A 23,933-nucleotide genomic window follows, 5' to 3' on the forward strand; every position below is an offset into this window, starting at 1 on the left:
TAATAAATTAAAAGGATGAAAAATGTCGTAAGAAATATTAATTCTATTTCTTGCGGCATTTTTACGTTTGAGGTTAAAAGGGTTACGTTGAAGGTCGAAAACTGGAAAAAAATCAAAAAAAAGAGGATACTGAATTTGAAAGTAAGGGGGGAGAATAATTGAAAGCACTTTTTTTTAAGTTATTAAAAACAAGGAGTAAGGATTATCTGCTTGTAATTTTGAGTGGCATTTTTATCATATCTCTGGTATTTTTCACGGCTGGTGTTGAAAGTTGTATGATATTTGTGTCTACAGGAGAGACAGCAGGAATGACCGCATTAATTATGGAGTCGGAAAAAGCATTCCTTCTGTCTTATGTGTTACTGGTGGCTTTGATGATTTTGACTCTTTTGTCTTACATTCGAAAGAGAGTATATGATTATTCAATGTTGGAAGTGTTGGGAATTCAGAAAAAACACAAGTATATGTTTGTCGGATTTGAGTACTTGGGGATTATCTTGGGTTCCGTTGTAGGCGGAGTATTGGTAGGCGTATTGGAAGTGGAGATTATAAAAAGGATTCTCGAACACAAATTTACTGATGATGCAGGGAATATATTTTATGGTTGGTCACCATTCCTGTTTACATTGATAATCAGTTTGCTTATATTTGGACTTGGTTTTATGATTTGTGACCAGATGATAAGCTGTCTGGGAATAGATTATGTTATATCTATGGGAAAGAAAAGTGGGAAAAAAATTCAACGATCGTTGAGTTTGATTGTGTCAGGTGTTGTTATAATGGGGCTTGCACTTGTTTCTATTGTGACTTACTGGGGGAAAATTGGGAGTATCATTCCTTTTGCGCTGGCGGCTGGGGGATTATTTCTGTTTATGATTTCTGTAAGTGCAAATTATCTTCATATGTTGAGAAAACGAGAACAAAAATATTTAAAAAAAATTCTATGGTTGGATAGCTGGTACGATCAATTTTTCTATCATATGAATGTGACTTGTATTGTGGCAGTCTTCGTGTTTGTTATGTTGTTCGGATTTGGATTGCCGATTATGGATAATGTTCCGGTTGTGCAGCCGGAGATTTTTCCTTATGATCTGGTGTGGTATGCGAATGAACAAGATATGGAATTTTTGAATAAATTAGAAGAAGCCTATGAGATAAAGGTAGAGACTAAACCCTGTATTCGTGTAGTGTCTGGAGATTATGGTGAACATATGGGAATACCAGAGTCTGTTTATGAAGATTGGACAGTGAAAAAATTTGATATACGAGATAAGGAAATTTACGTTATTTATCAGCGTGATAGAGAGACCATGGGAACGATAGGTCTTGATTATGGAAAGTCGAAACCACGTATTTACATTGGAAGTGCAGACTGGGATATCTGGAACACGTCGGGACCTAAAGTTCTTCCGAGTAATCAATTTACAAGGAAATATAAAATTGCTGGAGAAGAGCAGAGGATTCTTACTGGTGATTTTGAGAGTCGGGCGCTTGGTGAACTAAAGGGGCAGGTGAATGAAGAAATTTTGGTGTTTTCTGATACAGAATTTGCAAATATCAAAAGAAATGCCAGAGGAGCAAACCTTGCGGTAATGATGGAAATCCCAAAGCATTATAATCAGGTTGTAAAGGAAGTGTATAATTATGCAAAGGTTCATTCTCAGGTGAATTTCTTTGATTGGCAAAATGGCAATCTGATATACGAAAAACAGCAATCTATGATGGAAAGCCGACAAGAAAAGCTGTTTACTGTGGTTTCTATGATTGTAAATGTAATAACAATGCTAATGTGTGTCATTTTTATCTTGTTCGAGAAAGCGCAGAGTGACTATTCGAAAATGGAATGGAAGTATCGATTTTATAAGAATTGTGGAATGTCTTCAGAAAAACGTAGGAAGAGTGTTTGCAAAGAAGTTTTGATATCTGAAAGGCTTGTACTTTTGTATGGCATATCACTGGGAATGTTGGCAATTGTTACCAAGATTCTTTTTAAAGGCATGTCTCCTAGGTGGAGTATTATCTATCTTGTAGGGGCAGTTTCTTTTTCTGCATTGATTGCTTTGATAGTGTGTATAGTAATGAGGATAACAGCATGGAGAATTTTTCGGAAGATTGAGAGGAATAGTTGAAATGGATGAAAAGAAGTATAAATATATTTTGGATGTGAAGAATTTAGAACGGAATTATTATACGATGACTCCGGGCGGAAATAGAATTACATATTCTGTTTTAAAAGGTGTTTCTTTTCAGGTAAAGCCTGGTGAATTTATTGGAATTATGGGAAGTTCTGGTTGTGGTAAGACAACACTTCTTAAGACACTTGGCATGTTGGATAAGCCAAATGGGGGGCGGGTTCTCTATAAGGGGACTCCAGTGGAGGAAATATATGGAGACAGGCTTGCGGAAATAAGAAGAAAAGAATTAGCTTTTATTTTTCAGGACTATTATTTGATGAATAGTCTGACCGTAAAGGAAAATATCATGATGCCTTTGATTTTGAATGAAGATGATCCGAAAAAAAGTGATCAAGCGGCGAGGTGTGAAGCAAAGCGGTTTGGGATTGAAGGATTACTGGATAAGAAACCATATGAACTTTCGGGTGGAGAAAAACAAAGAACGTCAATTTGTCGTGCTATGGTAGCGAATCCTGAGCTTATATTAGCAGATGAACCGACAGGAAATCTAGATTCCAAGTCTTCTATGCAGGTGATTCAGACCCTGTTTTATATTAACAAGCAACTTGGAAAGACACTATTTCTGGTGACACATGATCCGAAGATGGCAAGCTATTGCGATAGAATAATTTTATTAAAAGATGGAAGGATAATAAATACACTTATTAAACAAGATGGAAATGAAGAGTTTTATCAAAATATTATTCAACAAATGGCAAGGCTGTAGATAATATTTGTGTCAAAGAAAGTGGGATAGAAAACCAAGACAAATAAAAGAGAGAAAAATGTGTTGTACCCAAATGAAAAATGCCCGCGGGTTTTGCAGGCATTTTTGTATATTATTATGTATTTTGCTATTGAATCTGTCATCGGAAATCTACAGAAATAATTCTTATGCTTCCTCTGCGGATTTGGACTCAGCCAGTTTAGCGTAATATTCTGGGTGAAGTCTTCTGTCTCTGAATTCAGCAGCTGCTGTAAAGAGAACGTCTGTAGAAGAGTTAAGTCCTGTTTCGCAGGAATCCTGAATAACACCGATGATGAAACCAACACCTACAACCTGCATAGCTACTTCAGACGGGATTCCGAATAAGCTACATGCCATAGGGATCAGTAACAGAGAACCACCTGCAACTCCGGAAGCTCCAGCTGCACTGAGTGCGGAAAGTACACAAAGGATAAGTGCGGTTCCAAAGTCTACGCTGATTCCCATTGTGTGAGCAGCAGATAAAGCCATTACAGAGATGGTGATAGCTGCACCAGCCATGTTGATGGTTGCACCAAGTGGGATGGAGATGGAGTACTGTTCTTCATCCAATCCCAGTTCTTCACACAATTCCATGTTAACAGGAATGTTAGCTGCAGAACTACGTGTAAAGAATGCGGTGATGAAACTCTTTGTCAGACATTTGAATACAAGTGGGTATGGATTCTTTCTGATACAAAGGAATACGATGATTGGGTTCATTACTAATGCTACGAATGCCATACTTCCAACTAATACAAGAATCAGTCTTCCGTAAGATAACAGAGCACTCAGTCCGGATGTAGAGATAACATTAAAGATTAATCCCATGATACCGAATGGAGCAAAACTGATGACCCATTTTACACCAGTAGAAATTGCTGCTGAAAAATCATCCAGCATTTTCTTGGTAGAATCAGAAGCTGCTTTTAAAGCTATACCGAAAATACAAGCCCATGCAAGAATACCGATGTAGTTCGCATTTACGATAGAGCCTACTGGGTTAGATACAACGTTCATTAACAGATTTTTTAATACTTCGCCTACACCGCTAGGAGGAGCCATATCTTCTCCGGCTGCTTCAGCCAGTGTTAAAGTTACTGGGAATAATTTACATGCAGCTACAGATACAAGTGCTGACATTACATTACCGAGCATGTAGAGCATTACGATGAATCCCATGTTGGTCTTCTGACCCTCTCCCATGTGTGCCAGAGAACTCATTACAAGGAAGAATACCAACAATGGAGCAATGGCCTTTAATGCTCCAACAAACAGGTCTCCAAGAAGAGCAATGACAGTTACCTTAGGGATGACCAGTCCGAGAATAATACCGATAATAAGACCGCAGATAATTCTCAGAACCAGACTGATGCTGTTCCATTTTTTAAATAGATTTTTCATGTTGTTTTTCGCGGATACATTGACATTCTATATCCGCTTCCCTCTCTTTCTTTTGAATTTTGTTTCCCCACTTTTTGATGTTGACATAATGATTAAAAGAAATAGTGTGAATAGTGCTATCTCCCTTCCGCACAAATCTGCCAACACATTCAATATAAATTATAAATAATTGTATAGGATTTGTAAATATAGAAATTGTAAATATTGCCATAAAATGCGTATAAGAATGTGAAAAATTTGTCAAAATAAACAAAAAAACTACAAAAATACATTGTGTATGAATTAGAGGAGTGATATAATGGCAATATCAATGAAAACATCGTCTGGGGAGACGGTAGAAATGGGAGGGTAATAAAGTGAACGAAAGAAATGATGGAATGATGTGGGCTCTTGTCAAAGAGAAACCAGAAGAAGGATTGTGGATGAAGAGAGTGCCAATTCCAGAAGTTGGGCCGAATGATGTGAAGATTAAGATTCATAAAACGGCTATTTGTGGAACAGATGTACATATTTATCAATGGAATGACTGGGCACAGCATACGATTCCGGTAGGATTGACGGCAGGCCATGAGTATGTAGGTGAAGTTGTAGAAGTGGGTGCTGGAGTTCAGGGCTTTCATATTGGGGATCTGGTATCTGGAGAAGGACACATCACTTGTGGAAAATGTAGAAACTGTCTGGAAGGACACAAAGAGAATTGTAAAGATGCCAAGGGTGTTGGTGTAAACAGAAATGGTGCATTTGCTGAATATCTTGTAATTCCTTCTTCCAATGTATGGCCATGTAATCCAAACATTCCGGAAGAATTATATTCAATCTTTGATCCATTTGGAAATGCTACACATACAGCACTTTCTTATGATATGTTGGGTGAAGATGTGTTGATTGCAGGTGCAGGCCCGATTGGATGTATGGCAGCAGCCATTGCAAAATTCTCTGGTGCAAGACATGTAGTTGTTACAGATCTTAATCCATATCGTCTGGATCTTGCTAAAAAACTTGGGGCTACACGTACAGTTAATTTAAAAGAAGAAAAATTGCCGGACGTTATGAAGGAAATCGGAATGACAGAAGGATTTGATGTAGGTCTTGAGATGTCTGGTTCACAGGCTGGTCTGCATGACATGATCCACAATATGAAGCACGGTGGTAATATTGCACTTCTTGGACTGCAGAGAACAGATGCAAAAGTGGATTTAGAGACCGTTATCTTTAATGGTTTGAATATCCGTGGAATTTACGGAAGAAAAGTATGGGATACATGGTATAAGATGTCTACAATGATTCAGGCAGGATTAGACATTACTCCGATCATCACACATCATTTTGATATCAAAGACTATGAAAAAGGATTTGAAGCAATGATTTCCGGTCAGTCTGGAAAGGTAATTCTTGACTGGGCACATGTAAATGATTAATAACTATCATATAATTTTTAAGAAGGGACGATTAAAAAAATGGCACGTAAAGATGATATTTTAAGCATTTATACGAAAGAAGTTGAAGGAATAAAAGAAGCAGGTCTTTTTAAAGGTGAGGCTCCATTCGTTTCTCCACAGGGTGCAAGAGTAAAGATGGAGGATGGAAGAGAACTTCTTTGCATGTGTGCAAATAACTATCTCGGACTTGGTGATAATCCGCGTCTGATCGAAGCTGCAAAGAGAACTTATGATGAAAAAGGATATGGTGTTGCATCTGTTCGTTTCATCTGTGGAACACAGGATATCCACAAACAGCTGGAAAAGAAGATATCCAAGTTCCTTGGAACAGATGATACAATCCTTTATTCTTCTTGCTTTGATGCAAATGGAGGATTATTCGAGACAATTCTGACTGCAGAAGATGCAGTTATCAGTGATGAATTGAATCACGCTTCTATTATTGATGGCGTACGACTTTGCAAAGCAAAACGTTTCCGTTACAAAAACAACAATATGGAAGACCTGGAAGCAAAATTAAAAGAAGCAGATGAAGCCGGCGCAAGAATCAAATTAATTGCTACGGATGGTGTATTCTCCATGGACGGTATCATTTGCAATCTGAAAGGTGTATGTGACCTCGCAGATAAATACAATGCACTTGTAATGGTTGATGACAGCCACGCAGTTGGATTTGTAGGAAAGACAGGCCGTGGAACTGCAGAGTACTGTGGCGTACAGGGAAGAGTTGATATTATTACAGGAACATTAGGAAAAGCGCTCGGCGGAGCATCAGGTGGATACACATCCGGACGCAAAGAGATTATCGATCTCCTTCGTCAGAGAAGCCGCCCGTACCTGTTCTCCAACTCACTCGCTCCAGCAATCGTAGGCGCAAGTCTTGAATTGTTCGATATGTTAGATGAGAGCACAGAACTTCGTGATCATCTGGAAGAAGTAACCGCATACTATCGTAAAGAACTGGTAGATAACGGCTTCGATATCATCCCAGGAACCCACCCATGCGTTCCGGTAATGCTGTATGATGAAAAGACAGCAGCAGAATTCGCAAAACGCATGATGGAAAAAGGTGTATACGTAGTAGCATTCTCCTACCCAGTAGTTCCAAAAGGAAAAGCAAGAATCCGTACACAAGTATGCGCAAGCCATACAAAAGAAGATATTGATTTCATCGTAAAATGCTTCAAAGAAGTAAGAGATGAGATGAAATTATAGTAAAAAAGGGACGTAGTATTTTTCATATTTACTACGTCCCCTTTTAACAAATGTGGTGTACCTAATCGACAAATGCCCTGTACCCAGATGAAAGGGGTGACAGGAATGCCCACCAGACGACGAAAGGAAAGTAGAACTGGTATTTATCACATAATTGTTCGAGGAATCAATCACGAAAAAATATTCCAACAGCAACGAGAAAAGCTTTACTTCAAGTCTATTATTTCAAATTATCTACAGAAATATAAAGTAGAAGTCTATAGTTACTGTATTATGTCAAATCACGCCCATTTTATCATCCGGGCAGAACTTCAGATCTTATCCTTATTTATGGCAGCAATATTGGCAGAATATGCATCATATTATAATTTTAAACATCACCGAAATGGACATGTATTTCAGAACCGTTTTACAAGTGAGTGCATTGAAGATGAAAGATATTTTTGGACTTGCCTTCGTTATATTCATCTCAATCCGGTCAAAGCAAGAATGGTAAAAAAACCGGAAAAGTATAAATATAGCAGCATGGCGGAATATATGACAGGGATGTTGGGCTTGCTCCATGAAAATGCAATCGAGTTGTATGAACAAAAATTTTCATCGACAGAAGAATTCACAAAGTTTCATACAGAACAACAAATAGGAATATTCAAAGATATTTCCAGTGAAATAGAGCTTCAATACAGAGAAATAGCATTGCTTTTGGCAAAAAACATGTTTCGGGAATATCAATTGCCGCTGTTGATGCAAGTTTTTGAAGAAAAGAAAATTCGTAAAGAATATATTCAGAGACTAAAAGAAATACTGAATATATCAATAAAAAAAGCAAACGAATTATGTACGACTACCATGAATTACGTAGAAAATGAGTAAAAAGGTACAGGGCATTTGCCGATTAGGTACACCACATTTATTAAATGGGGACGTAGTAAAATTAAAGAATACTACGTCCCCAAAATGTGTTATACTAAATTTTAAGGAGGAGATTGAAATGGACAGAGATAATGTATGGACCACATATAATGATGAGACTCTTGAGGAGCTCCATCGTATTAATGAATCTTACAAGTCTTGCCTGGATGAAGGCAAGACGGAGCGTGAATGTGTGAAGATAGCGGTGCGCATGGCACGTGAGAGGGGCTACCAGAGCCTTGAGGAGGCTATGGCTTCTGGACGTAAACTGCAGGCAGGCGACAAGGTCTACGCTGTGTGCATGGGCAAGAGCATCGCAATGTTCCAGATTGGAGAACAGCCGCTGGAGAATGGCTTGAACATTTTGGGAGCGCATATTGATTCGCCTCGTATCGATGTGAAGCAGAATCCGTTATATGAGAATGAAGAACTTGCTTACCTGGATACGCATTATTACGGAGGTATCAAGAAATACCAATGGGTAACTATTCCGCTTGCACTTCACGGAGTTATTGCCAAAAAGGATGGAACAATTGTTGAGGTAAATATTGGAGAAAAAGAGGATGATCCGGTATTTGTAATTACGGATCTGTTGGTTCATCTTGCAGCTCAGCAGATGGAGAAGAAGGCTAACGCAGTCATTGAAGGTGAGAAACTGGATCTGTTGTTTGGCAGCCAGCCGCTTGCGAAAAATCCAAATCTTGAAAAAGAGGAAAAGGATGCGGTGAAAGCTAATATTTTGAAGCTTCTGGAAGAATATTACGGAATGGAAGAAGAAGACTTTGTATCCGCAGAACTGGAAATCGTTCCGGCGGGCAGAGCAAGGGACTGTGGCATTGACAGAAGTATGGTCATGGCTTATGGACAGGATGATCGCGTGTGTGCATTTACCTCTCTTTTTGCAATGTTGGATGTAGAGCATGTGGATCGTACCGCATGTTGCATTTTGGTCGATAAAGAAGAGATCGGAAGTGTAGGAGCAACGGGTATGCATTCTCGCTTTTTTGAAAATGTTGTTGCTGAACTGGTTGCCTTGACTGCTGGTGAGTCGGATCTGAAAGTGCGCAGAGCACTTCAGAATTCAAAAATGCTTTCGTCTGATGTAAGTGCTGCTTTTGATCCAATGTACGCAGAAGCCTTTGAAAAGAGAAGCACTGCTTTCTTCGGAAAAGGTCTGGTGTTCAATAAATTCACCGGAAGTCGTGGAAAGAGCGGTTCCAACGATGCGAATGCAGAATATCTGGCACAGATCCGCAGGGCGATGGATGCACAGAATGTGGCATACCAGTTCGCAGAATTAGGAAAAGTCGATGTCGGAGGCGGCGGAACCATCGCATATATCATGGCAAATTACGGTATGGAAGTTATCGACAGTGGTGTGGCAGTGTTAAGCATGCATGCCCCATGGGAAGTTACCAGTAAAGCAGATATCTACGAAGCATATAAAGGATACAAAGCATTTATTGAGGAAATCTAAATATTTGGGAAGATGAAGGAAATATTATACAGTTTTTTGAACATATTTCCTCACAAAATATGCAAATCAACAAGAAATGTAGTTTGTGGCTGCCGGGCATAATCGGCAGCCATAAATTTTGTTCAAAATAACGAGAAAATAAGGCTTAATTTGTCACTTTGGTTTCCTTGAAAACTCTTGACGAATACTGGTAAAAACAGTAAAATATTAGGTGCGACTTAGAAAAATTTAGTTTAGGAGGTCATGACAAAATGGCAAAATGGGTTTATATGTTTACAGAAGGTAACGCAACCATGAGAAACCTTCTTGGTGGAAAAGGTGCCAACCTTGCTGAAATGACAAGCTTGGGTCTTCCAGTACCACAGGGCTTCACAATCACAACAGAAGCTTGTACACAGTACTATGAAGACGGAAGAACAATCAATGACGAGATCATGGAACAGATTATGGAAGCTATTGATAAGATGGAAGAGATCACAGGTAAGAAATTTGGTGATACAGAGAATCCACTTCTTGTTTCCGTACGTTCTGGTGCAAGAGCTTCCATGCCAGGTATGATGGATACAATCCTGAACCTTGGACTGAACGAAACAGTTGTTAACGTTATTGCTGAAAAATCCGGCAATCCACGTTGGGCTTGGGACTGCTACAGAAGATTTATCCAGATGTACTCTGACGTAGTTATGGAAGTTGGTAAGAAATACTTCGAAGAGCTTATCGACAAGATGAAAGCTGACAGAGGCGTTACATTTGACGTAGAACTTACAGCAGAAGACTTAAAAGAGCTGGCTTCTCAGTTCAAAGCTGAATATAAAGAAAAAATTGGTGCAGACTTCCCGGATGATCCGAAGGAGCAGTTGATGGGAGCAGTAAAAGCTGTATTCCGTTCATGGGACAACCCACGTGCCAATGTATATCGTCGTGACAATGATATCCCATATTCTTGGGGAACTGCTGTTAACGTACAGTCTATGGCATTCGGTAACATGGGAGATGACTGTGGTACAGGTGTTGCATTTACACGTGATCCTGCTACAGGAGAGAAGAAGCTGATGGGCGAGTTCCTGATCAATGCTCAGGGCGAAGACGTTGTTGCCGGTGTTCGTACACCAATGCCGATCGCTAAGATGGAAGAAGAATTCCCAGAGGCATTTGCACAGTTCACAGAAGTTTGCAAGACTCTTGAAACTCATTATAGAGATATGCAGGATATGGAGTTCACTGTTGAGAACAAGAAACTCTACATGCTGCAGACACGTAACGGTAAGAGAACAGCTCAGGCTGCTCTGAAGATCGCTTGTGACCTTGTTGATGAAGGCATGAGAACAGAGGAAGAAGCTGTTGCAATGATCGATCCACGTAACCTGGATACACTGCTTCATCCACAGTTCGATGCTGCTGCACTTAAAGCTGCTACACCTATGGGCAAAGGTCTTGGAGCTTCTCCAGGAGCTGCTTGCGGTAAGATTGTATTTACAGCAGATGACGCTGTAGAGTGGGCTGCAAGAGGAGAGAAAGTTGTTCTGGTTCGTCTTGAGACATCTCCAGAAGATATCACAGGTATGAAGTCTGCTCAGGGTATCCTGACAGTTCGTGGTGGTATGACATCTCACGCTGCCGTTGTTGCTCGTGGAATGGGTACATGCTGTGTATCTGGATGTGGCGACATCGCTATGGACGAAGAAAATAAGAAATTTACATTAGCTGGAAAAGAATTCCATGAAGGAGATCCAATCTCTATCGATGGTACAACAGGTAACATCTATGATGGAATCATTCCAACTGTTGATGCTACAATCGCTGGTGAATTCGGAAGAATCATGGCATGGGCAGACAAGTACAGAACTATGAAGGTTCGTACAAATGCAGATACTCCTGCAGATGCTAAGAAAGCTCGTGAGCTTGGAGCAGAAGGTATCGGACTTTGCCGTACAGAGCATATGTTCTTCGAGGAAGACAGAATTGCTGCATTCCGCGAGATGATCTGTGCTGATACAGTAGAAGAAAGAGAAGCTGCACTTGAGAAGATCCTTCCATATCAGCAGGGAGACTTCGAAGCACTGTACGAGGCACTGGAAGGTAACCCGGTTACAATCCGTTTCCTTGATCCACCGCTTCACGAGTTCGTTCCTACAGAAGAAGAAGATATTAAGAAACTTGCAGATGCTCAGGGCAAATCTGTAGAAGAGATCAAGACAATCATCGATGGACTTCATGAGTTCAACCCAATGATGGGACATCGTGGATGCCGTCTTGCAGTTACTTATCCAGAGATTGCTAAGATGCAGACAAAGGCTGTTATCCGTGCAGCTATCAACGTACAGAAAGCTCACGCTGACTGGACAGTAAAACCAGAGATCATGATTCCATTGGTTGGCGATATCAAAGAGTTAAAATATGTTAAGAAGACAGTTGTTGAGACAGCAGACGCTGAGATCGCAGCAGCAGGAAGCAACCTTGAGTACGAAGTTGGTACAATGATCGAGATTCCAAGAGCAGCTCTTACAGCTGACGAGATCGCTAAAGAAGCTGACTTCTTCTGCTTCGGTACAAACGACTTAACACAGATGACATACGGATTCTCTCGTGATGACGCTGGTAAATTCTTAGAAGCTTACTATGACGCTAAGATCTTCGAGAACGATCCATTTGCTAAGCTTGACCAGACAGGTGTTGGTAAATTAATGGAAATGGCTATCAAGTTAGGTAAACCAGTTAATCCAAGCCTTCACATTGGTATCTGTGGAGAGCACGGTGGAGATCCATCTTCTGTAGAGTTCTGCAACAAGATTGGTCTTGACTATGTATCCTGCTCACCATTCCGTGTACCAATCGCAAGACTGGCAGCAGCACAGGCAGCAATTAACCAGAAATAGTACACTGTAGGTGACTAACATAGAACGTTAATTAGCTTATATAGAAAACCCCTTACATCAATTATGGTGTGAGGGGTTTTTTGAATAAAAATATTTGGATAATAGTTTATTGATAATCTGTAAAACCCCTTACGCTTTGAGTGGCGTAAGGGGTTCTACAGATTTTTTGCAAGATGAGTAAATTTTTTTTTAATATATTCAGTATTAGATTATGTGTACGGAATATTTCAATAATCAAAATACATTATTATCTGGATAATGAGTCATGATGTCTTCTACTTTACAATCCAATATATTGCATAACTTATCAATTGTATTCACTTGAACATTCTGATTATGTCTTAATCTGTTCAGTTGAGAACGGTTCATATGATAATGAGTGTATAAATCATATTGAGTTATTCCCTTGGCACTCATAGTTTTCCACAAGTTATCGTATTTAATCATCTTAAGAGAATTTCACTTTCTTTTCATGAATTTATTGCTATACAATTATTATTGTCGTAAAATAGCTTTTGTAACAGTGTTCGTATAATGACACTATGTGAGGGAGATTTTATGAAGAAAAAATATGCAATATGTGGACTGATAATCTGTTTTGTAGCAATCGTGATTTATCTACAATTTGGACGTGAAGAAATGATTGTGAATACAAGAATAGATAGCTTTGAAGGTGGCTACGATGAAGAAGTGTGTATTGTGGCTAATAAAGTATTCATATGGGATAAGGAACGGTATGCTGAGGAATTAGTAGAAAGGATAATCCAGAATGAATTTAAGAATGTACGTTTTTCTTATGATATTGTGGGATATCCGAAAAAAATAAGAATTAGCGTTTATAATAATAAATTAGCTTATCGACATAATAAAAAAGTTTTAATATTATATATTTAAGTGAAAGTAGAGAATGTAGTATAGTATGATGAATGCAGAATATAATTATTTATATTGTAATATGGACATATGAAGAGAAAACCTCTTATGTAATTTCTTTATAAGAGGTTTTGGTAATTGGTAATAGTTTGCACTCATGTTTGGAAGAATGGTTTTCCTTAATGTAACCATTAAAAAAGGATGATAAAACATTGCTGGAAGAAAGTTTTCTAAAATATGATATACCAAAATTTTGCATTGGATATTTCATTAATGAGTAATAAGTATCAAAAGCACTTAAATGTAAGGAGGAATATGCGTTTTCTGGTATAAAAAAGAGTTGATGTTTTGGTGGCATTTTGTCTTGTGAAAAATACCAAAAATACCAATCTTTAACAATTTTTCTGGAATCATATGTGTCAGGTAATAAAATTAATCCTGGATTGATTGGTATATTTAAATAATAATTTAGATTTATTATATAGTTTTGATCGTTGTAAGAAAGTTGAAAATAGGGCGTTCGAGAATAGGCAATACTCTTATTTAAAAGGTTTTTTCCATATATACATCCGACAAAAGTTGTTTTTCGGCTATAATTGGGTTTAGAAGATTTTGATTTTCTGATTGGATATGAAGAATAATATAGCTGATAAAAATAAATGTAATCGGAAGATTTTATGGTATTCAATTTTCTAACTAAGAACTTATGGTAAAGCAATTCAGTAGAAGTATTATGAAAAGTTAAATATTTCTTCAACTGGGTTAAAGCTTTACGAATACTGTCAGGAGTAATAGTGCAATAATATTTTATTTGAATGTATTCTGCTAAAAGACGTTCTGTCCAGTTTCTTTCACCAAGATGTAAAAAACGTGGAGATGGATATCTTTTTAAAAAAATATCTAAAAAAAGTTGTTTCCCAATAGGTTGGATATAGCCGGAACTTTGAGAATTTGTTACAAATGAATTAACAATACATAGAGCTCTAGAGAGCTTTATTTTTTTATAACTATTAGGATTGCTCCGTTGGAGCTGTTTATAACTGTGAATAAATTCCTCGTCGGTAGCTGCAGATATGTATAATTCGATAATTTGTAATTTTTGTACAATATCGGGCTTTTCATTAAAAAGATACTTTAATTCTTTTATTATAGATAAATTAGTAAGTTGACTTGAATATTTTTTGCTCATGTTAATGCTCTCCTTGTATTGTAATTTTATAATAATCGGAAAAAAATTGCCACAAAAATAAAAAAAAAGAAAAAAATGCGAAAAGTGCCGATATGATAGCAAATAAAGCGTAATAGAAGTTATTAAAGGATGAATAAGAATAAAAGTTGAGTAATAAGAGGGGAAAAAAAGGCGATTATGTGTTGATTAATTACAAATGTTCGCTGGCTTTTTGAAAGTGATTTTAAAAACTGCTATTATTTTCCTGTAATTACAAAATGCTATTGCAATAGGAAACGTAACTAGAAAATCAAAAGTGCTTTCACTTATTCAAGAAATGGATGCATACACGGATTGAATGAGTGGGAAATCAAATGTATTTATATAAAGTTAAAAAGAAAAGGTGAAAAAAATGAACGAATTTAAGCTGATAAAAATAAACATGGGTACATATAGAGGAGAAGTAGCTAACTATAATGTTAAAACATCAGATAGAACTGGAAGAACTTATCTGAACCTGAATTTAAAATTATACGCTAAAGAAGGACAGGAGGTGAAGGTACAAAAATCGTACTGCTTGGATCCGGGAAAAAATTTACATATCATGAGAGTAATGAAAGATGTAGGAGGTCTAAAGAAAAATGGAAATGCCGATTTTGGAAAATTGTTAGAATATTATTTCTGGATAAGCGTTTCTTATGATGATTTTGGTCAGCTGTATGTAGAAAAACTGCGAGTAGTTCATGAAGATGACGAATATGAACCAGAGGATGACATAGAAGATGATTTTGAGGAGGATGAGACAGATGTCTAATGAAAAGAGAGTTTACAGTCTCTTGAAATCGGAAAAAATATCTGTCGGAAGAGGTGAGGATGGAGCAAATCTATGCTCCATCCCACATAATGAAAACAAAGAAGTTTATAACATCAATTCTTACAGTTTCAGAATAGCTTTTAAGTCATTCTGGAAGAAAGAATATGGTGAGTTGTTGAACGATAAAGAAGTTCAAGAGATCATAAGCATTCTGGAAGTAGAGTGTTATGAATCCAAGAATAAAATACAACGAAATCATCGTATTTACACAAAAGGAAGAATGCTCATTTATCAGTTAAATACGGATAATAATACAAGTGTCCGTATAGAAGATGGAGAGTGTGAGATTGAAGAGACACCTGACTTCATGTTTTATGCAGACAGGAACTTTAAGAATCAGGTAGAACCAGATTTAAGCGTTATGCCGGAAGAGTTATTACCGTATATCAGAAAGCATTTCAATGTCAAAGATGAAGACGATGTCATTCTCATTAGCATATTAATTGTTTCTAGTATGTTGGGAATGAACTTTAATCATCCAGTAATTCTGATACAGGGAGAAAAAGGCTCTGGAAAATCAGAATGTTTGAAAAAACTGGAAATGATAATTGATCCAAAAGATTCTGGAATATGTGCTTATACAAGTAACAAAGAAGCGATTGTACTCCGATTATCCAAAAGTTATTTTACCTGTTTCGACAACGTAAGCTTTATATCAAAAGCCATATCGGACTTACTTTGCAGTGCGGTAACAGGGGCAAGCGATACTACAAGACGGTTGTATACAGATACCGAAGAAAGAATCGTGAAGCTTCACTCCATCATAGGTATAACATCTATCAATGGGGTTGCAAGGTCTTCTGACCTTGTTGACCGTTCGTGTCTGATAGCTCTGAGTAGATTTGAAAAATCTGAAATAAAAACAGAGCAGAGTGTTATGGCAAGTTTTCAAAAAGATTTACCGTTCATATTGGGTGCAATCTTTAATACGATTGCTGGTGTATTGAGTGACAGGAAGAAAGTAAAAGCAAGACACAAGATTCGTCTAGCTGACTTCCATGAAAAAGCTATTAAAATTGGAAGAGTATTAGGTATCGAAGAAGATAAAATATCTGATATATTATTCCAAAATAGACTTAATTTGTCATTAAGTATACTGGAATCAAGTTCCATAGCCATATGTTTGAAAGAACTTATGGCTGATAAATATGAATATGTAAATACACCGACAGAATGTCTAAATGAGTTAAAACACATCGCACTCCAAAAAGGAATTGATAAATCGACCCTTCCCAAAGATGGTTCGAGATTAACCAAGGCATTTATTTTAATCAGAGATGAATTAAGTGAGGTGTATGGACTGGATTTTGAACAAAAACGAGGTAAGGAACGTCTTTATGTGATAACCAATAAGAACTTAAAAGAGGAGCTTGATGAAGAATGATCCGTCGCTTCGTCGGTAAGAGGGGAAAATTATTTATATATTTTTTCCCCATTATAAAAAAGTTAGTGACGTAGTGACGATGGGTAATTGTAATGATTGTTCTGTATGAATGTTGAATGAATAACAACACAGGATAACCACGACAACACAAACAGACAGAAGAAAAAAGGAAACATCAACAAACACCACAGCGACAGACTACCACATCCACGAACACAAAGTAGACGGAGGGGTCAGAATATATGCAGAAGCGAAGACACGAAGTGACGAAGACCTGCAGATATTCTGATGGTGCACGATAAACAATCGTGCACACGCCCCCCAAAAAAAAGAAAAGCGTGAAGCGCAAGCTTCACAAGACTAAAAGGGCGGTGGAACAGGTGGAAGTAATTCTTATCAACCATTCGTAATTATCGTATTTTTCAAAGTAATATTATTTTTATGAATGATTGAGTAAGAGAAAGGAGGAATATATGGAACATCAGGATACAAAAAAGTTGGAGATGAAACCACTTTTGATAAAGATGTTATTCATAAATAATAAAATCAATCATTCGACATACAAGAAAGTTGTGAAACAGTACAGGAGGAAGGAACGAGCATAATGGACAATTTGGCTTATAAGATGCAAGCAATGTGTATCAGTAACAGGTCAAGAACAAGTATACATGATAAAGTCCGGGTATGTTTTTACGGAAGAGTATCTACACAACATGAGGAACAGGTTAATGCATTAAGTAATCAGCTTCAATGGTACGAGACGATTCTGGCAGAACATCCGAACTGGGAAAAAGTTAATGTATATGTGGATAAAGGTGTGACAGGTACACAGGCAAAGAAGAGAGAGGGATTCATGCAAATGATAAAAGATGCAGAGAAAGGTGACTTTGACCTTATCTGTACTCGTGAAGTATCAAGATTTGCACGTAATACGGTAGACAGCTTACAGTACACAAGACAACTGAGAGAGTGGGGTGTAGAAGTATTCTTTTACAATGATGGTATCTGGTCACTGGAACAGGATGGGGAGTTAAGACTTACGATCATGTCTGCAATGGCACAGGAAGAATCAAAACATATCAGTGAAAGAGTAAGAGCCGGACAGAGAATATCCAGAGAAAAAGGTGTCCTTTATGGTAATGGAAATATCTTAGGATACAGACTGATCAAAGGGAAAAAGTCTATAGATAACACATATGAAATCATAGAGGAAGAAGCCGAAACCGTAAGAATGATTTATGACCTGTATTTAACTGGGATGGGAGCAAAAACTATCGCAGGTAAAATGGTAGAGATGAAAAGGAAAAAGGCAGATGGAACATACAACTGGGAACATTTGTCAGTACTACGGATATTAAATAATAAGACATATGCCGGTTATATCAGTTACAATAAATCCTATACGAAAAACTTTCTGGGACATAAAAGGGTAACGGTACGGGATGTCAGCCAATATGAATATGTCAAAGGTAACTTTCCGGCGATTGTATCAGAAGAGACTTGGAACAGAGTACAGGCTATAAAGAGTAAGAAAGTAGTTATCGTAGACGGTAGAAAATGTTCTAAACCGATATCAAAAGATAAGTGGTGCAGACATCTGGTATGTGAATGTGGCAGTGTGTACGGAAAATACAAATGGAGAACCAATAAAAATGGTGAGGTCAGTAATGGATATCAGTGCAGACATCAAATCCGCTACCGTAAAAGAAGTTTCCATGAAAAACAGGGATTGGATGGTACGGGATATTGTAATGTGCCGTCTATCTGTGAATGGAAACTAGACTTCATGGCTAAAAGTATTCTGGAAAGGTTATGGAAAGACCAGAAAAGTTCAGTAGAAGAATTGCTTCAGGATATTCAGGATAATTACAGTGAAGAGACTGGAATTACAGATCGTGAATATCAGATAGAAAAACTGAAAAGAGAATCGGAAAGATTAAAGAACCGTATGAGTAATCTTGTAGATATGAAACTGGATGACTTGATCGGTAGTGAAGAGTTCGAAGACAAGAAATGTACGATTGATGAACGGATGTTACAGATTAAGAATGAACTGGCAATATTGTCACAGGATGAAGAGGATAATGAGCCTGTAGAAGTAGAAGGAGAGATTAAAAAAATAAAAGAATATCTGAATGGTGTGTGTGATTTGAATCAGAAACAGTTAAGTGACGAACTGGTAGACGCTGTTATAGCAAGAATCACACCAATGGAAAACGGCGCTTTTAAATGGTATATCCAAGGTGAAGAGTATGATACAGAAACTTCTTTTGATGAATCTAAGTATGTTTTATATGACAGATTTACACTGAATTTTGAAGAAGCAAAGAAGTACAGAAAAGCATTTGGTAATTTTATAAGAGCAGTACAGTGGAAAGACCTTATCGTAGAAGTCTACATAAGACAGGATTAACAATACAGTACCGTTAATAACAATCATGAAATATTAGGATGAGAAAGCTTGAAATGAATAAAATGAGAAAAAGGGAAACAGACGAAAAAAAAGAAGTCGGTTTCCCTTATTTTATTGTGATGAAAGGATGAAAATTATGATGAAAAATACAATATCTATGAACGTGTCAGCAATCGGAACAGATGATGGAAAGAGCACTTTTGAAGTACAGAGAACATGGAATGAGAAAGGGAAGAAAGCAATTGCTATAGGAATGTATCCAACGATATCAGTAGAGAACTGTGGAATGTTGGACGTATCAAATATGCACCTGTTAAACCATGCAAATGATTTTGGATGGGGAGAACTGAGAATGTTGAATCTGTATGCAACGGTCGTAAACGGAAAGCCAAGTGTCAGTCAGTTACAGGGTAACAGTCTTGCTTATATTGAAGAGATATTAGAAACAAAAGATATCAAGACTTATGACATTGTAGTTGCGTGGGGAAATTCAATGGCAACACATAAGAATACGATTAAGGCAAAGATAGATTTGTTGTCTATGTTAATGGAAAAGGGATTGAGTGCAAAGTGTATTACAGTAGATTGTCTGAGTACCAAGAAAAGTTACGGTATTCATCCGCTTTATTTAGGACTGCATTATCCAAAAGATAAATGGAAGTTGATAGATTTTCCAGTGAAAGAAATGTTAGAGGAATTGGAAAAGAGTCTAAAAACAGATAAAACATCTGAAAAGAAAAAGACGAAGAAAATCGAGAAGAAAGTGAAGTCTACAGAAAAGTCTGCTGAAGGAAGGGCTGGTGAATAGTATGCACATTACAGTAAGAAAAAGACGAGAACTGAAAATGTTGAGACAGGTTAATCCGTATATGTCAAAGTATAAAATTCCAAGAGAAATATTAGAACATGTGGAGGATATTCTGGCTAAAAAGACTCTGGGGAAAAAGGGATATGTATCAATCATACTGAATCCGATAAAAGATGATGAAGTAGACGTTCTGGATGAATTGAATCTGAATTGTAATGAGGTTGAGATTCCAGATAATAATTTCTTCTATATTGTAATTAAGGGGAAGAAACATCCAATGAAGAAGAAAAAGAGATGGTACAGTTACGATATTATCTTACCAGAGAACGGTGGAAGAATTTATGTGATTTATTGTATGTATGAGGAACATTTAAGAGATATAGGAGTGATTTAAGATGTTGAGATACTTTTGGACAGCAACACAGAAAGACCGAATCAGAGATACTTGTACCGAGTATAATTTGCCGTCTAAGGTTAGGGAGCGAATTATTTCTACAGTAGAATTGTTGGACAGTTATTATGGAGTAGGAAGAAGTATGAACGATGACGGAGGATGTGTCATATTGATTATAGACGACGATGTAAGCCAGACAAAACAGGCTTACGAGGAAGTATTAAAGAAGTATCATACCTGTGAAGAGGAACGGGAATTTCAAGATATTTTATATTCCGATAGACAGGAAGAGTATTATGCAGACCTCTACATAGTTAGCAGTGAAATTGGAATAACGATTATCTGGTATCAAAAAGAAAGGTCGTAAGATGAAAGAATATATAGCATTTGGAGTGGGGATGATGTTAGCTTTAGCCTGTATTATGCTCCTTGAAAATATAGAAGCAGAAAGGAATGAATAACGAATGAAAAAAAGTAGTTTGTTAAGTGTGATGATCGAAGGAATGAAACTGGTTGTATCTATGTATGAGATATGTCGGACAGAGAAAAAGAAGCGTAAGTGATAGGTGAAGGGAATAGAATAAGCAGATACTCCGAAAGCTTTGTGGCTTTCTTGGTATCTGCTTATTCTTCATCATCAATATATTCCATAATATCAGAGACGCTACATTTTAGTAACTTACAGAGCTGATTAACAGTATTAGTAGAGATACTGTTACCCTGTTTGATTGAATAATAGGTTGCTCTTGAAAAACCCATTTTTTCAAGTCGGTATGATGTAATTTTTTTTGCACTCATTGTTCGGAATAATGGGGCATAGCTTATCATTTAAAATCTCCTTTATCAGTACACTTATTATAATTTTATGGAACGATGGATTTCTTGACTATGTACGAATATCCGAGTATAATTTGGATAACAATGAAGAGTACTGATTGAGATTGATAAGGTGATAATATGGGGAAGAAGAAATCGCTGGAAGCGTTAGCAAAGGAAAAATGCTGTGATTATTATAAAGTTGAGAGAGAATTACAAAGAAAATTTAAAAACCAGCTGAAATACAATGGATTTCAAAAGAAAGAATATTACAGCAATGATGATGCGGTAAAAAGATTAAATGGTCTATTAGATATTATAAATACATTTTTTGTGAATAATGTAAAAAGTGAGTATTTGAATAATAGAAAAGATCATTTTGACTTTTTTAAAATCTGGAGAAAATTTAATAGAGATGTTGCATATATGGACGAGAGGTTGAATTTTTCAAATAAGGTAGAACAGCTGGGCGGATTGGGACAAGTCTATGAGATTGAAACAATTGAGTTGTATAAATTTTCGTTTGATTCTATTAAGGAGCTGGGAGATAGAATGTTTAATGCTTATGAAAAATTTTTCCCAATATATAAAAAGATTGCTCAAAAAGAGGCAATTTTAAGACAAGGAATTGAAGGAGAAAAAAATCTGTACAATAGATTGAAGATAATAGGCGATAGAATTCGTATTATACAAAACGCAAGGTATGTTATAGATGATGATTTTAGCGTTGAACATGACATGATTGTAATATCTACGTATGGAATATTTTCTATTGAGATAAAAAATTGGGGGTTAAATTCGCATATAAACGAAAAGGGATATTTGGTAAATAAAAATGGTAAAAGTGTAAACGTTATAGAGCAATCTATGCGACATGTACATAATCTGGAAAGGGTGATACAGAAAGAAATGTATCATAATGCAGAAGTACATCCATTAATTGTATGGGTAAATGAAAAGTCTAAAATTACGAATGATTTCAAGTATGTAACAGTATGTAATTACAATGATGTTGAATTTGAATTATTTAATTCAAAAAAATATAATCAAATTTATTCACAAGAGGATGTAGATGCAATTTATAGAAAACTACAAGAGATAAAGATACCAGAAAAGAAATATGACTTGGATATCGATATAGATGGACTGATAGAATCTACGCCTAAATTTGTAGCAGGACTTAAGTTATTGCCAGAGTTGGTGGAAATAGACAAAGAAATGAAAGAAACGGACAGTTCATTACCAACAGTGATAGGAGCAGTATTAGGAGTAATACTTAGTCTTATAGATTCATAGGAGGAAAAAATGAGTGTAATAATTCCATTAGAAGTTAAAACGGAAAAGGAACTAGATAGAGCTGTTAAGTTAGGAAGAACAGTAATCATCATCAATAATGATGAATTTTACAATAAAGTATGTAATAAGAAAAAGGGAAAATGTGGAGAATATGTATATGAAGGTGGCTTTTCTTTATCGTTTAAGGGTAGTGGAAAATTAAAAAAATATGGAGCAACAATAGATAAGATAAACAAGAAATGTATTTTAATTAAACATAAAGGCGTTGGATGGTTTGAAGATGGTGATGTGATTGAAGGATATTCAAATGCGAAATGTACTTCAATAAAGAAAGCAGTAAAGCTTGACAAAGAAGAAGATTTTGCCTTTTATATGAAAATGAAATCTGCTTGTATTATTGTGGAAGGAGATTTGTATAAAAAATTTAAACTTTCAAATTACGTATGGTCTAAACATTTTACAGATACTAAATGGATAATTGACGATGAAGAAAAGATGCGGTTATATTATTTCAATTATTATGTATTCGATATGAATAAAGATAAGATTGAAGGTATAGATACGGATGAATTGTTTTTACATAAACCATTATTTAATAATGTAACAATATTTGGAAAAGAAGTATAAGCAGATTAAGGATATCAAAGTGTATCGGTTAGGAGAATACCATGAAGAAGAATTCATTTGAAAAAGAACTGGAAAGAAAAAGTCAAGTAGTTGAAGATTACGAAAAAAAGGTTGATAAATTAAAAAAAGAAGTAGATTCAATAAGAACGGAGATTATTAAAAAAGAGCAATATTATAAAATATCTGGACTGACAACTGAATATAACAAAATAGAGATCTTATACAATTTTACAAAGGATATTAAAAAATATATTTGGAAAGACTCAATTAAGACTTACTTGGAAGAACAAAATGAACCGACAGAAGAATTAGATATGCTTTGTAATATGATGCAGAATATAAAAGACAGATACAAAGCTTTTAAAAAGTCAGTAAGATTCGATGGACAGATTATTGAAATCAGTGGCAAAGAATATGCTGATATGGTCATGAAGTATGCACTTATGTTACCAGAATATAATGTAAAGAAAGCAGAAAAGGAACTGCAAGATTTTAAGGATAACAAAATAAATTTGTTAACAAATAAAGAAGCACGTAAAAATAAAGTGGAAAAAGTAGCAAAAGGAACGGGTGAGGTTGTGAAAGAAGCCATTGTTTATACAGGTGGTTCGCTTGTAAAGAATACCATAAAGTCAATTCTGCATATTAGTTAGAGCAAAAGATATTGACATAGGTATGATTATAGAGTAGTATCCAATTAAGAAAACGTGTTAGTTATGATTAAATGAGTGGATTGTGTCTTAATGTCCCAGTAACCATAATATACCTAACAGGCAGCTATCGCTCAGAAGTAATGCACCAAGCATTGATAGATAGGAAATTAATTTATTTATAGAGGAACTCCCATTACGCTTTATTGTGTAATGGGGGTTCCTCGTTTTGTTTTGAAGTACGAACATTTCAGAGATTCTCTTTAATGAGGATATGCTAATGAAGTTGAAAGTGGTATTTTGAAAAGTAGCATGTTAGAATGAAGTTAACAAATCAAGTTTAGTGTGAAGATTAATTTTGAACTGGGAGTGAAGATTATGGAAGTAA

Annotated in this window: 21 protein-coding genes; 17 read left to right on the forward strand and 4 right to left on the reverse strand. The window is 36.4% G+C overall.

Going from position 1 to position 23,933, the window contains the following annotated elements; translation table 11 throughout:
- Positions 1-158: 158 nt before the first annotated feature.
- Positions 159-2,129 carry an FtsX-like permease family protein gene (locus ACQRD1_RS13630; protein WP_235232586.1) on the forward strand — a complete coding sequence of 657 codons (1,971 nt, stop codon included), beginning with the start codon at positions 159-161 and terminating at the stop codon, positions 2,127-2,129.
- Position 2,130: 1 nt separating this feature from the next.
- The gene (locus ACQRD1_RS13635) at positions 2,131-2,901 is read left to right on the forward strand and encodes an ABC transporter ATP-binding protein (protein ID WP_235232587.1); all 771 of its coding nucleotides are present in this window, start codon (positions 2,131-2,133) and stop codon (positions 2,899-2,901) included.
- A gap of 165 nt (positions 2,902-3,066) precedes the next feature.
- Here the strand turns inward: ACQRD1_RS13635 and sstT are convergent, their stop codons facing one another.
- Entirely contained in the window at positions 3,067-4,323 is a 1,257-nt protein-coding gene (sstT, locus tag ACQRD1_RS13640) for a serine/threonine transporter SstT (protein ID WP_235232588.1), read from the reverse strand.
- A gap of 377 nt (positions 4,324-4,700) precedes the next feature.
- Here sstT and tdh point away from each other — a divergent pair, with 377 nt between their 5' ends.
- The 5 genes from tdh to ppdK all read left to right on the forward strand — a co-directional run bounded on the left by tdh (position 4,701) and on the right by ppdK (position 12,242).
- The gene (gene tdh / locus ACQRD1_RS13645; RefSeq protein WP_235232598.1) at positions 4,701-5,741 is read left to right on the forward strand and encodes an L-threonine 3-dehydrogenase; all 1,041 of its coding nucleotides are present in this window, start codon (positions 4,701-4,703) and stop codon (positions 5,739-5,741) included.
- A 39-nt stretch (positions 5,742-5,780) separates the two neighbouring features.
- Positions 5,781-6,977, forward strand: a complete 1,197-nt coding sequence (locus ACQRD1_RS13650) for a glycine C-acetyltransferase (protein WP_235232589.1) — start codon at positions 5,781-5,783, stop codon at positions 6,975-6,977.
- A gap of 105 nt (positions 6,978-7,082) precedes the next feature.
- Positions 7,083-7,850, forward strand: coding sequence for a transposase (locus tag ACQRD1_RS13655; RefSeq protein ID WP_235232590.1), 768 nt, complete (start codon positions 7,083-7,085; stop codon positions 7,848-7,850).
- Between the two features lie 118 nt (positions 7,851-7,968).
- A complete protein-coding gene (locus ACQRD1_RS13660; protein ID WP_235232591.1) occupies positions 7,969-9,366 on the forward strand; it encodes an aminopeptidase in 1,398 nt (465 codons plus the stop codon).
- 251 nt (positions 9,367-9,617) lie between these two features.
- Positions 9,618-12,242 carry a pyruvate, phosphate dikinase gene (gene ppdK, locus ACQRD1_RS13665; RefSeq protein WP_427787834.1) on the forward strand — a complete coding sequence of 875 codons (2,625 nt, stop codon included), beginning with the start codon at positions 9,618-9,620 and terminating at the stop codon, positions 12,240-12,242.
- Positions 12,243-12,476: 234 nt separating this feature from the next.
- On the opposite strand, the gene ACQRD1_RS13670 is transcribed toward ppdK, so the two are convergent.
- Positions 12,477-12,689, reverse strand: a complete 213-nt coding sequence (locus ACQRD1_RS13670) for a helix-turn-helix domain-containing protein (protein WP_427787836.1) — start codon at positions 12,687-12,689, stop codon at positions 12,477-12,479.
- Positions 12,690-12,800: 111 nt separating this feature from the next.
- Here ACQRD1_RS13670 and ACQRD1_RS13675 point away from each other — a divergent pair, with 111 nt between their 5' ends.
- Positions 12,801-13,136, forward strand: a complete 336-nt coding sequence (locus tag ACQRD1_RS13675; protein WP_427787837.1) for a hypothetical protein — start codon at positions 12,801-12,803, stop codon at positions 13,134-13,136.
- Positions 13,137-13,221: 85 nt separating this feature from the next.
- Here the strand turns inward: ACQRD1_RS13675 and ACQRD1_RS13680 are convergent, their stop codons facing one another.
- Positions 13,222-14,304 (reverse strand): hypothetical protein, encoded by a 1,083-nt coding sequence (locus tag ACQRD1_RS13680; RefSeq protein ID WP_427787839.1) that lies wholly within the window; start codon positions 14,302-14,304, stop codon positions 13,222-13,224.
- A 391-nt stretch (positions 14,305-14,695) separates the two neighbouring features.
- Between ACQRD1_RS13680 and ACQRD1_RS13685 the strand changes: the two genes are divergently transcribed.
- From ACQRD1_RS13685 to ACQRD1_RS13710, 6 genes are all read left to right on the forward strand, one after another.
- Positions 14,696-15,097, forward strand: coding sequence for a hypothetical protein (locus ACQRD1_RS13685; protein WP_195257228.1), 402 nt, complete (start codon positions 14,696-14,698; stop codon positions 15,095-15,097).
- Entirely contained in the window at positions 15,090-16,541 is a 1,452-nt protein-coding gene (locus tag ACQRD1_RS13690; RefSeq protein ID WP_427787841.1) for a hypothetical protein, read from the forward strand. Before ACQRD1_RS13685 ends, ACQRD1_RS13690 begins: the two co-directional genes overlap by 8 nt.
- Positions 16,542-17,145: 604 nt before the next feature.
- Positions 17,146-18,954: a recombinase family protein gene (locus ACQRD1_RS13695; RefSeq protein WP_138376743.1), complete on the forward strand. Its 1,809-nt coding sequence runs from the start codon at positions 17,146-17,148 to the stop codon at positions 18,952-18,954.
- 136 nt (positions 18,955-19,090) lie between these two features.
- Positions 19,091-19,762 (forward strand): DUF1643 domain-containing protein, encoded by a 672-nt coding sequence (locus tag ACQRD1_RS13700; protein WP_427787843.1) that lies wholly within the window; start codon positions 19,091-19,093, stop codon positions 19,760-19,762.
- Positions 19,763-19,823: 61 nt separating this feature from the next.
- Positions 19,824-20,156: a hypothetical protein gene (locus tag ACQRD1_RS13705; RefSeq protein WP_427787845.1), complete on the forward strand. Its 333-nt coding sequence runs from the start codon at positions 19,824-19,826 to the stop codon at positions 20,154-20,156.
- A 1-nt stretch (position 20,157) separates the two neighbouring features.
- On the forward strand, positions 20,158-20,523 hold the full coding sequence (locus ACQRD1_RS13710; RefSeq protein WP_173793353.1) for a hypothetical protein: 366 nt from the start codon (positions 20,158-20,160) through the stop codon (positions 20,521-20,523).
- A gap of 257 nt (positions 20,524-20,780) precedes the next feature.
- Here the strand turns inward: ACQRD1_RS13710 and ACQRD1_RS13715 are convergent, their stop codons facing one another.
- Positions 20,781-20,984 carry a helix-turn-helix domain-containing protein gene (locus tag ACQRD1_RS13715; RefSeq protein WP_427787847.1) on the reverse strand — a complete coding sequence of 68 codons (204 nt, stop codon included), beginning with the start codon at positions 20,982-20,984 and terminating at the stop codon, positions 20,781-20,783.
- A 129-nt stretch (positions 20,985-21,113) separates the two neighbouring features.
- Here ACQRD1_RS13715 and ACQRD1_RS13720 point away from each other — a divergent pair, with 129 nt between their 5' ends.
- From ACQRD1_RS13720 to ACQRD1_RS13730, 3 genes are read left to right on the forward strand one after another with little or no spacing between them, the layout of a single operon-like run.
- Positions 21,114-22,268 (forward strand): nuclease-related domain-containing protein, encoded by a 1,155-nt coding sequence (locus ACQRD1_RS13720; protein WP_427787848.1) that lies wholly within the window; start codon positions 21,114-21,116, stop codon positions 22,266-22,268.
- Positions 22,269-22,277: 9 nt separating this feature from the next.
- Positions 22,278-22,895 (forward strand): hypothetical protein, encoded by a 618-nt coding sequence (locus ACQRD1_RS13725; protein ID WP_427787850.1) that lies wholly within the window; start codon positions 22,278-22,280, stop codon positions 22,893-22,895.
- Between the two features lie 41 nt (positions 22,896-22,936).
- Positions 22,937-23,548: a hypothetical protein gene (locus tag ACQRD1_RS13730; RefSeq protein WP_427787851.1), complete on the forward strand. Its 612-nt coding sequence runs from the start codon at positions 22,937-22,939 to the stop codon at positions 23,546-23,548.
- Positions 23,549-23,933 lie beyond the last annotated feature (385 nt).

The organism is Bariatricus sp. SGI.019, from assembly GCF_050315235.1.
GTDB lineage: Bacteria > Bacillota > Clostridia > Lachnospirales > Lachnospiraceae > JAFBIX01.

Excerpts from the sequence above, each read along its gene's own strand:
- ACQRD1_RS13635 (WP_235232587.1), top strand. The coding sequence starts at position 2,131 with ATGGATGAAAAGAAGTATAAATATATTTTGGATGTGAAGAATTTAGAA.
- sstT (WP_235232588.1), bottom strand. The coding sequence starts at position 4,323 with ATGAAAAATCTATTTAAAAAATGGAACAGCATCAGTCTGGTTCTGAGA.
- tdh (WP_235232598.1), top strand. The coding sequence starts at position 4,701 with ATGATGTGGGCTCTTGTCAAAGAGAAACCAGAAGAAGGATTGTGGATG.
- ACQRD1_RS13650 (WP_235232589.1), top strand. The coding sequence starts at position 5,781 with ATGGCACGTAAAGATGATATTTTAAGCATTTATACGAAAGAAGTTGAA.
- ACQRD1_RS13655 (WP_235232590.1), top strand. The coding sequence starts at position 7,083 with ATGCCCACCAGACGACGAAAGGAAAGTAGAACTGGTATTTATCACATA.
- ACQRD1_RS13660 (WP_235232591.1), top strand. The coding sequence starts at position 7,969 with ATGGACAGAGATAATGTATGGACCACATATAATGATGAGACTCTTGAG.
- ppdK (WP_427787834.1), top strand. The coding sequence starts at position 9,618 with ATGGCAAAATGGGTTTATATGTTTACAGAAGGTAACGCAACCATGAGA.
- ACQRD1_RS13670 (WP_427787836.1), bottom strand. The coding sequence starts at position 12,689 with ATGATTAAATACGATAACTTGTGGAAAACTATGAGTGCCAAGGGAATA.
- ACQRD1_RS13675 (WP_427787837.1), top strand. The coding sequence starts at position 12,801 with ATGAAGAAAAAATATGCAATATGTGGACTGATAATCTGTTTTGTAGCA.
- ACQRD1_RS13680 (WP_427787839.1), bottom strand. The coding sequence starts at position 14,304 with ATGAGCAAAAAATATTCAAGTCAACTTACTAATTTATCTATAATAAAA.
- ACQRD1_RS13685 (WP_195257228.1), top strand. The coding sequence starts at position 14,696 with ATGAACGAATTTAAGCTGATAAAAATAAACATGGGTACATATAGAGGA.
- ACQRD1_RS13690 (WP_427787841.1), top strand. The coding sequence starts at position 15,090 with ATGTCTAATGAAAAGAGAGTTTACAGTCTCTTGAAATCGGAAAAAATA.
- ACQRD1_RS13695 (WP_138376743.1), top strand. The coding sequence starts at position 17,146 with ATGGACAATTTGGCTTATAAGATGCAAGCAATGTGTATCAGTAACAGG.
- ACQRD1_RS13700 (WP_427787843.1), top strand. The coding sequence starts at position 19,091 with ATGATGAAAAATACAATATCTATGAACGTGTCAGCAATCGGAACAGAT.
- ACQRD1_RS13705 (WP_427787845.1), top strand. The coding sequence starts at position 19,824 with ATGTCAAAGTATAAAATTCCAAGAGAAATATTAGAACATGTGGAGGAT.
- ACQRD1_RS13710 (WP_173793353.1), top strand. The coding sequence starts at position 20,158 with ATGTTGAGATACTTTTGGACAGCAACACAGAAAGACCGAATCAGAGAT.
- ACQRD1_RS13715 (WP_427787847.1), bottom strand. The coding sequence starts at position 20,984 with ATGATAAGCTATGCCCCATTATTCCGAACAATGAGTGCAAAAAAAATT.
- ACQRD1_RS13720 (WP_427787848.1), top strand. The coding sequence starts at position 21,114 with ATGGGGAAGAAGAAATCGCTGGAAGCGTTAGCAAAGGAAAAATGCTGT.
- ACQRD1_RS13725 (WP_427787850.1), top strand. The coding sequence starts at position 22,278 with ATGAGTGTAATAATTCCATTAGAAGTTAAAACGGAAAAGGAACTAGAT.
- ACQRD1_RS13730 (WP_427787851.1), top strand. The coding sequence starts at position 22,937 with ATGAAGAAGAATTCATTTGAAAAAGAACTGGAAAGAAAAAGTCAAGTA.